Here is a 12,032-nt window from a genome sequence, read left to right on the forward strand (position 1 = left end):
CTTTTGATCAAGTCTTGGCGGAAGAACTTTTTTCAGTAAAGCTAAAGATTTATCGCCGATCACAGTGCAAGCAATAGATTAGCACTTATTTTGTGCGAATTAAATTTATATGGAACATTCAAGCATGGACTTAAATCAAGAAATAACTAGGCGTCGAACCTTCGCCATAATTTCTCACCCTGATGCGGGTAAAACTACACTTACAGAGAAGCTCCTCCTTTATTCCGGTATGATTCGTACGGCTGGTATGGTAGGATCAAGAAAGGGACAAAAAGCAGCCTCTTCAGACTGGATGAGTATGGAGCAGGAACGTGGTATTTCGATTACAGCATCCGCGATGCAGTTTGAATATAAAGACTGTAAAATCAATATCCTTGATACTCCTGGTCACCAAGACTTTTCGGAGGATACTTACCGTACACTGACGGCAGCAGATTCTGTGATCATGGTTATTGACTGTGCAAAAGGTGTGGAAACACAAACACGTAAATTGTTTGAGGCCTGTCGTTTGCGCGGTATTCCAGTGCTTACCTTTGTCAATAAAATGGATTCTTATGGTAAAGGCCCAATTGAATTAATGGAAGAAGTTGAAAGCGTTTTAGGTATTCCAGCGGCAGCATTAAACTGGCCGATTGGTTGTGGTAAAGAATTTAAAGGCCTTGCAGATCGTGCGAAAAATGAGATTAATCTTTATACCAAAGCTAAATCGGGTGGGGCGGCAAAGCCACACGTCGATTATATGGATGTCGCTACTGCTCAGGGCAATGATAAAATTTCTGACGAAGAGATTGCAAGTGTTCGTGAAGATTTAGAACTTTTAGAAATGGCCGGAAATGAGTTCACTCGTGAGGCTTACTTAAATTGTAAAGTCACTCCCGTATTTTTTGGTTCTGCCATTTATAATTATGGTGTTGAACCACTTTTTGATGCCTTAGTCGAATTGGCGCCATCGCCGGCTCCCCGTCCTGCAGATAAAAATGATGGTGAAGAAATTGAAATTGCTCCAGATGAAGATTTCTCTGCTTATGTCTTTAAGCTTCAGGCCAATATGAATCCTAAGCATCGTGACTGTATTGCTTTTTTACGTGTGAATTCGGGCGTCTATGAGAAAGACATGAGTGTTTTACATCATAGGACTAAGAAAAAGGTTCGTCTCGCGGCTCCACAAGTATTAATGGCGGCTTCACGTGAGACATTGGAAAGTGCTTATCCTGGCGATGTTATAGGTATTGTTAATACGGCCGGTTTAGCGATCGGTGATACAGTTTCACATAAAGGTGGCTTTGAATTTAAAAAACTTCCCTACTTTCAGCCAGAACTCTTTGCTCGTGTTGTTCCTAAAGATTTGGGTAAACGTAAAGCGATTGATAAAGGCTTGGCACAGTTGTCTGCAGAAGGAACGATTCAACTCATGTATGAGTATAATGATACCTTCTCTTATCCCTTCTTAGCGGCAGTAGGTCGACTTCAGTTTGAGGTTTTACAGCATCGCCTGCGCGACGAGTATAAAGTTGATACCCGTTTGGATATGTTGCCCTATACTTGTTCTGCTTGGATCAAGGGTGATGCGTCTAAGTTTAAAGTTCCCTTTAATTCAAAACTCGTCCAAGATTGTTTTGATCGACCCATGATTTTATTCTCAAATCCTTGGGAGAAAGATTACGCACGGAAAGAAAACCCGGATCACGAACTCTTAGATTATGCCTGATATACTGAGTTTAGATTTACGGCAAGCACTCGATGAATTGACTCGCTTGGAGACAAGCGAACTTAAAGTCCTTATTCTAGATGCAGCAGCAGAAGCTATTCAACTCAATGAATCTCAGAGTGATGGCGAGAGACTTAATTACTTACTAGAAATTTTGGTTCAAAGTCTTTTGTACTATGGTGAAGCGGTCCTAGATAAGATCAATTTACTCGACGGTGATGATCGTCAGCTACTGTTTAATGAGTGGAATAAAAAAACTAAAGATTTTGTCAAATATATTCGTATGCCTCATGATTTTGAAGATACACTAAATCAGGTGGACCCATCTCTTTTATGGGATTGGGCTATTATTGCGGCACAATCTTTTGTTGGAGCTAATCCATCGATAGAAATGAATCCAGAGCATGCAGAAGACCGTCGTGTCGAGGCCTTCGATTTAATGATGCGCATTCTCGCTAGAATATTAAATAGTCCATAATTAAACAATCCTGTGTACCAGCTGTAACTTTGTCATAAATCTTTTGTTTATATAGAGTCAAATGCCCTTTCTTTTTTAAGGGCTTTTGCTAGTTTATAAAAACTTAATTTACCAAAGAGACATAATGGACTACTTACCACAAGCTCGTCAAGTTTTGGATATCGAATCAAAAGGAATCCAAAGTATTGCCGATCAGCTCGATGAACGTTTCAATCACTTTGTTAGTATCTGCTTAAAAGCCCTCAAGAATAAGAATAAACTCGTCCTCTCCGGTATTGGCAAGAGTGGTCAGATCGCTCAAAAAATGGCGTCGACTTTATCTAGTACGGGATCACGTGCAGTCTTTATTCATCCTGTAGAGGCGATGCATGGTGACTTGGGTATGATGTATGATGACGATATTTTTATTGGACTTAGTTATAGTGGTGAAACAGATGAACTACTTAAAGTTATCCCCGCAGTTAAGCGTCTTGGTTTAGAAGTACTTTCACTCACAGGAAATGTTGATTCTAGCTTGGGCCAACTATCTTCAGTATCACTTCCCTGTAAAATTGATTCCGAGGCCTGTCCTTTTAATTTAGCTCCGACCACTACAACGACCGCAATGCTTGCTTTAGGGGATGCGATTGCCATGGTATTGATGGGTGAGCATGATTTTAAAATTCATGATTACGGAAAGCTTCACCCATCAGGAGCCATCGGTCGTGCGATAACATTGACAGTTGATGATCTGATGAGAACGGATGAGCGTGTGGCCATTATCGAAGCAGATAATCTTGTTCAAGAAGCAGTATTAGCTATGTGTAAAAGCAAAGGTGGCATTGCGATTGTATCCAATCAAGACAAAGATTTATTAGGTGTGTTTACTACCGGTGATTTAAAGCGTGGTATTGCGAATGATATAGATTTCCTCAAGCTAAAAGTTTCGGATATCATGGTGAAAAGTCCCACCAAGCTCTATAAAAGCCAAATGGCAGTAGATATTTTGGATATTTTACGCGAAAAAAATATTAATGCGATACCCGTTGTGGATGAAGATGATAAAGTATCTGGAGTGATCGATATTCAAGATCTACCAAAATTTAAAGTTATGTAATTTACAAAAGGACACGTTGATGGGTTTAATGGGAATACTAGGATTGGGGAATGATGAAAAATCAAAAATAGCCAAGTTTGAAAAAGGCGTTTTTCCTTGCTCTAAGTGCAACAAAAAACTTCCTATTGCAGAATACGCTCCCTTAAACATGATTAATTGTCCCAAGTGTGATGATTTAAATTTAGTTCCTTTGAAGCTTGATCAGTGGTGGGTTTATAAACCTATTGGTAGCGGAGGAATGGGCGCAGTTTATCAAGCTCGACATATAGAAGATCCCGACGTTAAAGGCGCCGTGAAAGTCCTCCAAGCAAATGAAGTCCGAGAAAATATTATTGAACTACTTTTAGCTGAAGCTAAAATCGGCCACAAGTTTGGCGACCATGAAAATATGGCTCAAGTTTTTGCCTATGGTAAAGATAATGGCAATGCTTATATGGTCATGGAAATGGTCGACGGAATACGCTTGGACCAGATAATGGACATAGCAGGGGGCTTCGATTTAGAGCTTTCTTTGTATTATGCTTTGGATATTCTTATTGGCCTTCAACACATGTATGAAGCAGGCTACTTATACCGTGACTTAAAACCCGAAAATATTATTATAGCTCCAGATAACAAGGTTGTTCTTGTAGACTATGGTCTCTGTATGGAACTCATGGAAGCCTGGCAGTACGATGGTGACGATATATTAGGTTCACCACTCTATATGCCTCCAGAGAGAATTAAGGGACAGGGCGAAGATATAAGAGCTGATATGTACTCATTAGGCATGGTGCTTTATCAATTGATTAAAGGTCAGCCCTATTTCAACGCCAAAGATATTATGAATATCGTCAAGAGTCAGATAAAGAATGTTCGTTTGCAGACAAGTAGTAAAATGTCTGGCATTCCTGAAGATGTTCAAGTTTTTGTCGATACTTTAATTCGTCTTGAACGCGATGAACGCTATAACTATTACACAGAAGCTATGCAAGTTTTGGTAGAAATTTTAGGTGGTATGAAGAAAAATAAGAAGACTACTGATCCACGTATTCAGCAAAGACGAAAAGCACTTTCGAAATTAAAAATTAATTAGGTAAATATGTACTGTACAAAAGTAAAAGAATTTTCTGATGCCTGTAACGAGGCAAATCCCGCGAAACCGATTGAAATGACAAGGGATGCCATTGCATTTATTCGCAGCATGGTAAATGATGAACTAGATGAGCTCGAAGAAGCAACAAATATCACCGAACAGTCCGATGCTTTAATTGATGCTATTTATTACATCTGTGATACTGCAGTGCGTCACGGTATGAACTTGGATCCACTTTTTGATATCGTTCACACTGCTAATATGCAAAAAGTTGTCGATGGCAAAGTGATTCGTCGTGATGATGGGAAAATCATGAAACCCAAGTCGTGGAAAGATCCCGCTCCTTACCTCGATAAAGAAGTCGATCGCCAACAAACAGAAGGTAGCTGGTAGTTTTCAATATTTAGCTTACATAAAAAAAACGCTAGCTTAATTGAGCTGGCGTTTTTTTTATCCAGTAAAGCTGAAAAATCCTTGCTTTGAAACTAAAAAGTGCGCTAAATTCTTATTTAAGAAAAGCAAGAGCTTGCTGTTTAGCGAGTTCTAAAGGTTCGATACTTTTATTAATGTAAGCAGAAATGACGGCACCTTGGTAGAGTGTGATAATCAATTTAGAAGTCGACTCAGCACTTGGGTGCTGGAAGTCGTATAATTTCATATCAATTGAGTGGCGGATGTTTTCGTAGGCATCGCGAACGATTTTAACGAATTCAGGGTGTTCATTGCCAAGTTCTAAAGCTGAACATATTAATGGACAGGCACGGTTATTCTCAGTTTTACATTTCTCTATGGCAAGTGTAAAGAAATTATTGATACATTCTTGTGTTTCACGAGATGCGCAAATTTCATTGAATTTGTTAATGGCCTGTTGTGAAATAAAGTCTAAGTAGGCTTTGATGAGACCATTCTTTGACTCAAAATATTTATAAAGAGTCATCTTAGCGACGCCAGAACGTGCGCTGATGAGGTCTACTCCGCTAATGGTGATGCCCTGTTCGTTGAAGAGAGCAATAGTGGTATGAAGAATTTTGTCGTACTTCAACTTACTGTTTTTGCGCATAATATAACTCAGTCATTAGTTTTTTGTGTTTAGGTCTTTAGATCATTTTAAAAGGAAAAATTTGATTTGCAATGGCTTAAAGATAAATCAATCGCTTTTTTTTCTTTCGAGTTGATAAATAAGACTTTGTGAGTACCCTACGAGGGAAAAATATTATTAATCCTATTATATATAAAAGAGACAAGCATGAGCTTAACTAGAAATGTTGCAATTATTGCCCACGTTGATCACGGCAAAACCACTCTCGTAGATGAGATTTTGAAACAGGCGTCAGTATTTCGCGAAAATGAAGAAACAGTAGACTGTGTCCTCGATTCGAATGACCAAGAACGTGAGCGTGGTATCACAATTCTTTCTAAAATTATTTCCGTTAATTATGGCGGATGTAAAATGAATATCATTGATACACCTGGTCACGCGGATTTCGGTGGTCAAGTAGAGCGTGTACTTAAGAAAGCTGATTGTGTACTACTTCTTGTAGATGCGTCAGAAGGTCCGATGCCTCAGACTCGTTTCGTACTCAATAAAGCAATTCAACTCAACCTCCAGCCAATCGTAGTTATCAATAAAGTTGATAAAAATGATGCACGTTGTGATGAAGTTCTTGATGAAGTCCATGATCTTTTCTTTGAACTCGGTGCAACTGAGGAACAAGTTTTCTGTCCAGTATTCTACGGTTCAGGTCGTGATGGTTGGTTTGCAGAGTCACCTGATGGTTCACAAGAGAATATCATCCCTTTACTTGATTGTATTGTAAATGATATCAAGCCACCTGCTCAAGTTGAAGGTCCAGTTCAATTACAGATTACAACTATTGATTATAGTTCTTATGTTGGTCGTATTGGTATTGGTCGTGTTTATCGCGGTACACTTAATAAAAATAAGCCAGTAATGACTATTACCGCAGACGGTAAAGAAGAGCGTACACAAATCAAACAACTTTTTGTTTTTGATGGCCTCGGTCGTCGTGAAGTAGAAGAAGTTGAGTGCGGTGATATCTGTGCAATCGTTGGTTTGAGTAACTGTGATATCGGCGTGACAATTTGTGATGCTGAAGAGCCAGAAGCTTTACCTCCTTTGGATTTAGATAAGCCAACATTATCCATGCTCTTCCGCGTGAATGATTCGCCACTCTTCGGTCAAGAAGGTGAACTCGTAACAAGTCGTCAGGTTGCTGATCGTCTCACTAAAGAAATAGAAAAAGATGTGGCACTAGAAGTAGAAGACGTCAACGGCGAGGCTTTCCGTGTATCGGGTCGTGGTATTCTTCACTTATCAATTTTGATTGAAAGCATGCGTCGTGAAGGTTATGAGCTATCAGTATCTCAGCCACAGGTTATTACCCGTGAAATTGATGGTGTAAAACATGAACCAATCGAAAATCTTTCAGTAGAAGTGCCAGAAGAGTCAGCAGGTAAAGTTATCGAAATCGTTGGCGCACGTCGCGGTGAGATGAAAACTATGGAGACTCGTTCGGGTCGTACTATGCTTAACTTCTCAATCCCTACACGTGGTATTATCGGTCTTCGTAGCCGTTTACTTACAGCGACTCAAGGTGAAGCTATCATTGGTCACTCATTCGAAGCTTATGAGCCAATGAAAGGCGAATTCCCACACCGTCGTAATGGTGTACTTATTTCCATGACTCAGGGTCAGTCAACTGCTTTCGCAATTGATGCCCTTCAACAGCGTGGTACTTTCTTCGTAGATCCAAACGTTGAAGTATATGAAGGTATGGTTGTTGGTGAGAATAGTCGTGAAGGAGATATGATGGTTAACGTACTTAAAGCTAAACAGCTTACAAACGTACGTTCATCTGGTACTGATAAAGCTATCAAAGTAACACCAGCATCAGTTAAGAGTCTTGAGGAATACCTCGAGTACGTAGGTGCTGATGAACTTGTAGAATGTACTCCAAAAACAATTCGTCTCCGTAAAAAGCTTCTTAGAGAAGTAGAACGTAAGCGTGGTTCTAAGATCTAATAAGTCTTAAATAAAATTTTAAAGGCCCCTGATCAATTGATCAGGGGCCTTTTTTTTATTTGCCTAACAAAGCTAAAAAGTATTCGCTTGAAAGAAGCTGAGGGATTCATAAGGCATGGATTATATTCGCTAGTGCGTCTTGTTAACTGTAGGAGTGATCAGTTCGACCTGACATGCTTTATTTGATGGCTATAAAACGCTAAGGAAGTACTTGGCTGACAGAGCGAGAAAGTTCAGGGATCAGAGCCTTAATGGCTTCTTGATCTTCGAGTTCTCGTTTTTCTACAGAGACTAATAATCTAGCTTCGTGATAAAAAAACATTTCACTACGCGTGAAATTGCTGGATTCTTCAGTTTTGTAGCCAGTTTGACCATTATGTTTATCTTCGGCATTGCTCTCGTCTTTACCAGTTTTGATACCGATACCTCCACCGAGACCAAGTGATCGATTAGTATTTGAATGGCTATTGGTATTCTTGGAAGTCTCATTGAGTTGATTCGAATTATTATGACTTACTTTAGTTTCGAATTCTTTTCCGATTTTTTCGCCTAGGCGAATATCTATCACGATATCCTTAGTTACCATTTTATCATAATTGTCAGCTATTTTACCTACAAGACCTCCAATGAGTATGGTGATAAGATCTGTGCCATGCCCAAGGGCTTCACTGCCACCTGCCGCGACCACCATGCCGCCAGCCGTATTGTGATAACCTGTTTCAGATTTTGAACCATAGTAACGAAGGTTGATCATGAGCACGTAGCTGGCTTGATCAAGATCATCAGTGATTTTATAGCCGATTTTTATAACTTCTTTTTTTACAGTCTCTGAAAATTCAATATTTTTTAAAGAGGTATTGCGAACAGAAAGGTATACCAATTTTCCTTCAGCACTAACAGGTCGAGCTTTGGGGACGGTATTCAACCATTTTCCACTAAGTTGCAGTTCATTACCTTCCGGATCAATGTAGCTGGCACAGGAACAGAAAATACCTGTCGTTATCAGCATAAGAAGTGGTGGTAGTATTTTTTTCATTTTCTATCTCCTCGTTAATTCACGGTTTTGTTGAATCATCATAAGCTATGACTTAGTCTAAAACCATTTGTACTAAAGTAGATATAGAAAATCTATTAGTTATCTATTGATTAAATCAATATAGGAAATCATTAAAATTAATTGCTTTATTGATGGGCTAGGGTCCTTTAAAGTTTTTTATGATTAGGATAAGTCGGACGTTGTTTAGTGTTTTTATCTGCCTTTATATTTTCTGGAGCAGGGGGACAAGTATCTAGAAAGCTTTTTAATTTTTCATGTGCAGTCATCATGACTTCAGAATTCATCTTTTTGGAAAGATCATTTCTTTCAGTTAAGTCTTTGGCTGTTTCGTAAAAGCGTCCATCTCGATAGAGTTTATATTTTGCGGTCCTCGCAAACTGACCGGGCTTTTTGTTCCAGTAAGGCTGATAATGACATAAGACGAAATCGCGCCTCGTGGATTTGTTGCCCAATAATTGCGGTAAAAAACTATAGCCATCAATGGGATCATTCTCGCCAAGATCAATATTGGCGATTTCCGCAAACGTAGTATAGAAATCAGTGAAATCTACTAAGGCATCAGTCTTCGCAGACTTTAGTGACTTGCCTTCCCATGAGACGATGAGTGGGACATGAGTTCCTGGATCAGTCATGCCGCCTTTACCACCTTTAACCTCTTGGCCTTTCCAATTTGAAGTGATCTTTGGGTGGGTGCCATTATCTGCGGTGAAAAGGATGATCGTATTTTCCGATTGACTAATTTCTTCAAGTTTCTTTCTGATTTTGCCAATAATTTTATCAGTGTATTCCACCATAGAAACAAAATTGGCTTTACGCTGTTTTTTGTCTTTGGGTTCTTTATTTCTTTCTGCACCTCGACTCGCGTTACCCACCGTGTCAGGTGAAGGAATGAAAGGGTCATGAACTAAAACCATAGGGTAGTAAATAAAAAAGGGTTCATCCTTGTGGCGTTCCATAAAATCGCAGATGAAATCGGAAAAAATATCAGGGCCGAAGAGATCTTTGTTTGTATCTTTTGAGATTTCTTCACCATTTTTCTCAAGCATAGGTGACCAAAAACGTTCTCCTCCTGATTTTTTTTCTTTAGTTAGTTGCCATAGGCAGTACTCATCAAAACCCGCCTTGTAGGGTCGTGTTTTATCGTCGTGACCAGGTAGTTTATTGTAGAGACCATTGAGTTGCCACTTTCCTGCGATTGCCGTTTTGTAGCCATTTTCTTGGAGTAGGTTCCCAAAAGTTTTTTCCTTTGGGTTCAAGTATCCAAAGTGAGTGTAATTGCGGAAGTTGTATTGACCTGTCATAATCATCACGCGTGAAGTTGTACAAATGGGTGTGGAATAACAATGATTAAATTGAACCCCATTTGCAGCTAAGGCATCCAGATTTGGAGTTTTATAATCTTCTGTACCATAAGAGCCAAAAGCTTCCCAGCCGACATCATCAGCCATGATTAAGATGATATTCGGTTTATCTGATGCGGCTATTATATAAGTCGATAAAAATAATAAAATGCTAATGATTTTTGACATACCTTCTCCTCGTTGTTTATATTTAATTTTGACTCTAGTTAAACCATCTACACCGCCAAATATTTGAATATCTGCTTTTTATTGTAATTTATCCTATTTTGTGGTGTAGAATGAGAAAAGTTTGGGTGAATTTATGAGAAAAACTAAATCACAGAAGAATAAAAAATAAATTTTAGATAAATTCATCAAAGTATAGATAAATAATGTCATTTTCCTTATATAAGAGCGTATTAAAAATAAAAACCTTAGAGGAGCACCAATGTCAAAATTCATGAGTAGCCTTTTATTCCTGTTGATTACTAGTCCAATTTTTGCAAAAAATGAAAAACCCAATATTATTTGGATTTTTTCAGATGATCATACCCAGAAATCTATAGGGGCGTATGGGGGTATTTTAAAGTCAGTCAATCCAACACCAAACCTAGATCGACTTGCCGAGGAAGGTATGCTATTTGAACGCAGTTACGTTGCTAACTCTATTTGTGCTCCTAGTCGTGCGACACTTTTAACAGGTAAACACAGTCATATTAACGGTAAAGTTGATAATCGTGGAGGTTTTAATCACGATCAGCAACAGTTTCAGAAAATCCTCCAAAAAAATGGTTACCAAACAGCGATGATTGGCAAGATTCATCTCAATGGGAAAATGCAGGGTTTTGATTATTGGGAAGTACTTCCAGGTCAAGGGAGTTATTATAATCCTGATTTTATTACTGAGGAAGGGACAAAAAGTTATACTGGTTATGTCGCGGATATAGTAACAGAGAAATCACTGGATTGGTTAGAAAATAAACGAGATAAAGAGAAGCCATTTATGCTAATGGTTCATCATAAAGGAACCCATCGTACGTGGATGGGAGCACCGCGTCATGTGGGACTGTTCGATGATGTAACTTTACCTGAGCCCAAAAATCTTTTCGATGATTACCAGGGACGTGGCACTGCAGCACATAAGCAGGATATGTCTTTAAGAATCACAATGAACAAGGCCAGTGATTTAAAAGTTAGAAATGAAGAAGAAAAGAAGGCTATGACTGAAAACTTCAAAAAAAAGAAGGGTAAGCCGCATGGTGAGCATGGTGCTTATTACCGTATGAATAGCGAACAAAGAAAGATTTGGGATGCGGCATATGATCCGCGGAATGCAGATTTTTATGCTCAAAATATTGAGAAGGGTACTGATGAATGGGTTCGTTGGTCCTATCAGCGTTATGTAAAGGACTATTTAAGAACGGCCAAAAGTATAGATGACTGTGTAGGCGAAGTTATGAATTATCTAGAAAAGTCTGGTCTAGAGAAAAATACGATTGTGATCTACGGATCTGACCAGGGTTTCTATCTAGGTGAGCATGGTTGGTTTGATAAGCGTTTTATGTATGAAGAATCTTTCAGTACACCACTAATTGCCAAGTGGCCAGGAAAAACGAAACCAGGTTCACGTAATTCAGATCTAGTTCAAAATATTGATTATGCCGAAACGTTTTTAGATATGGCGGGTATAAGAGCTCCAGAAGGTATGCAGGGTGAAAGCTTAGTGCTTCTTCTGAAAGGAGAGACTCCTACAAACTGGAGAAAGCATCTCTACTATCATTATTATGAATACCCAGGGGGTTCTCATAGTGTACGTCGCCACGAAGGTGTGTCGGGAAAACGTTTTAAGCTAATTCGTTTTTATGGCATTGATGTTCCCAATGGTGAGGAATGGGAGTTTTTTGACTTAAAAAATGATCCAGATGAAATGCAGAGTCAGTACAATAATCCTGAGTATGCTGCGGAAGTCACAAAGCTAAAGAAAGAATTACAGAATTTAAAAACTCAATATAAAGTGGTTGAGGTACCTCAAAAACCTCGTATAAATAAGAATAAATAATTCAAAGTATAGCAAAGACTTATTCAAATCATGATGGTGAGTCATTGCTAATTAATCGTACTGCACATTCATTTTTCTAATGGAATAAAATCGTATGAATTCAAGAGAAATAAACTAAATATCACAAGAATTAAAAATGAATTTCAGATGAAATTTACTAAAAAATACAAGATAGG

At 38.7% G+C, this 12,032-nt stretch carries 10 protein-coding genes; 7 read left to right on the forward strand and 3 right to left on the reverse strand.

Translation table 11 applies throughout. The features are described from left to right. The first annotated feature begins 124 nt into the window (after positions 1–124). The 5 genes from PQO03_RS15635 (at position 125) to PQO03_RS15655 (ending at position 4,750) form a co-directional block, all read left to right on the forward strand. Positions 125–1,708: a peptide chain release factor 3 gene (locus PQO03_RS15635; RefSeq protein WP_274154127.1), complete on the forward strand. Its 1,584-nt coding sequence runs from the start codon at positions 125–127 to the stop codon at positions 1,706–1,708. After that, on the forward strand, positions 1,701–2,186 hold the full coding sequence (locus tag PQO03_RS15640; protein ID WP_274154128.1) for a hypothetical protein: 486 nt from the start codon (positions 1,701–1,703) through the stop codon (positions 2,184–2,186). Before PQO03_RS15635 ends, PQO03_RS15640 begins: the two co-directional genes overlap by 8 nt. 124 nt (positions 2,187–2,310) lie before the next feature. Next, positions 2,311–3,282, forward strand: coding sequence for a KpsF/GutQ family sugar-phosphate isomerase (locus tag PQO03_RS15645; RefSeq protein ID WP_274154129.1), 972 nt, complete (start codon positions 2,311–2,313; stop codon positions 3,280–3,282). 19 nt (positions 3,283–3,301) lie between these two features. Further along, on the forward strand, positions 3,302–4,357 hold the full coding sequence (locus PQO03_RS15650) for a serine/threonine protein kinase (protein ID WP_274154130.1): 1,056 nt from the start codon (positions 3,302–3,304) through the stop codon (positions 4,355–4,357). A gap of 6 nt (positions 4,358–4,363) precedes the next feature. Then, positions 4,364–4,750, forward strand: a complete 387-nt coding sequence (locus tag PQO03_RS15655; protein WP_274154131.1) for a nucleoside triphosphate pyrophosphohydrolase family protein — start codon at positions 4,364–4,366, stop codon at positions 4,748–4,750. Between the two features lie 112 nt (positions 4,751–4,862). Here the strand turns inward: PQO03_RS15655 and PQO03_RS15660 are convergent, their stop codons facing one another. Next, on the reverse strand, positions 4,863–5,417 hold the full coding sequence (locus PQO03_RS15660) for a TetR/AcrR family transcriptional regulator (RefSeq protein ID WP_274154132.1): 555 nt from the start codon (positions 5,415–5,417) through the stop codon (positions 4,863–4,865). A 186-nt stretch (positions 5,418–5,603) separates the two neighbouring features. Here PQO03_RS15660 and typA point away from each other — a divergent pair, with 186 nt between their 5' ends. After that, positions 5,604–7,400 carry a translational GTPase TypA gene (gene typA / locus PQO03_RS15665; RefSeq protein ID WP_274154133.1) on the forward strand — a complete coding sequence of 599 codons (1,797 nt, stop codon included), beginning with the start codon at positions 5,604–5,606 and terminating at the stop codon, positions 7,398–7,400. A gap of 199 nt (positions 7,401–7,599) precedes the next feature. Here typA and traT read toward each other — a convergent pair whose 3' ends face one another. Both traT and PQO03_RS15675 read right to left on the reverse strand, forming a co-directional pair. Further along, complete coding sequence (gene traT / locus PQO03_RS15670; RefSeq protein WP_274154134.1) at positions 7,600–8,436, reverse strand: complement resistance protein TraT; 837 nt, start codon at positions 8,434–8,436, stop codon at positions 7,600–7,602. 167 nt (positions 8,437–8,603) lie between these two features. Further along, entirely contained in the window at positions 8,604–9,986 is a 1,383-nt protein-coding gene (locus PQO03_RS15675) for a sulfatase family protein (protein WP_274154135.1), read from the reverse strand. A gap of 259 nt (positions 9,987–10,245) precedes the next feature. Here PQO03_RS15675 and PQO03_RS15680 point away from each other — a divergent pair, with 259 nt between their 5' ends. Further along, positions 10,246–11,856 (forward strand): sulfatase family protein, encoded by a 1,611-nt coding sequence (locus tag PQO03_RS15680; RefSeq protein ID WP_274154136.1) that lies wholly within the window; start codon positions 10,246–10,248, stop codon positions 11,854–11,856. Positions 11,857–12,032: the final 176 nt, after the last annotated feature.

The sequence above is a fragment of the Lentisphaera profundi genome (genome assembly GCF_028728065.1).
Taxonomy (GTDB): Bacteria; Verrucomicrobiota; Lentisphaeria; order Lentisphaerales; family Lentisphaeraceae; genus Lentisphaera; species Lentisphaera profundi.

Bases quoted from the DNA above. Each gene is read 5' to 3' on its own strand.
- PQO03_RS15655 (WP_274154131.1), top strand. From the start codon at position 4,364: ATGTACTGTACAAAAGTAAAAGAATTTTCTGATGCCTGTAACGAGGCA.
- PQO03_RS15650 (WP_274154130.1), top strand. From the start codon at position 3,302: ATGGGTTTAATGGGAATACTAGGATTGGGGAATGATGAAAAATCAAAA.
- traT (WP_274154134.1), bottom strand. From the start codon at position 8,436: ATGAAAAAAATACTACCACCACTTCTTATGCTGATAACGACAGGTATT.
- PQO03_RS15640 (WP_274154128.1), top strand. From the start codon at position 1,701: ATGCCTGATATACTGAGTTTAGATTTACGGCAAGCACTCGATGAATTG.
- typA (WP_274154133.1), top strand. From the start codon at position 5,604: ATGAGCTTAACTAGAAATGTTGCAATTATTGCCCACGTTGATCACGGC.
- PQO03_RS15635 (WP_274154127.1), top strand. From the start codon at position 125: ATGGACTTAAATCAAGAAATAACTAGGCGTCGAACCTTCGCCATAATT.
- PQO03_RS15645 (WP_274154129.1), top strand. From the start codon at position 2,311: ATGGACTACTTACCACAAGCTCGTCAAGTTTTGGATATCGAATCAAAA.
- PQO03_RS15660 (WP_274154132.1), bottom strand. From the start codon at position 5,417: ATGCGCAAAAACAGTAAGTTGAAGTACGACAAAATTCTTCATACCACT.
- PQO03_RS15680 (WP_274154136.1), top strand. From the start codon at position 10,246: ATGTCAAAATTCATGAGTAGCCTTTTATTCCTGTTGATTACTAGTCCA.
- PQO03_RS15675 (WP_274154135.1), bottom strand. From the start codon at position 9,986: ATGTCAAAAATCATTAGCATTTTATTATTTTTATCGACTTATATAATA.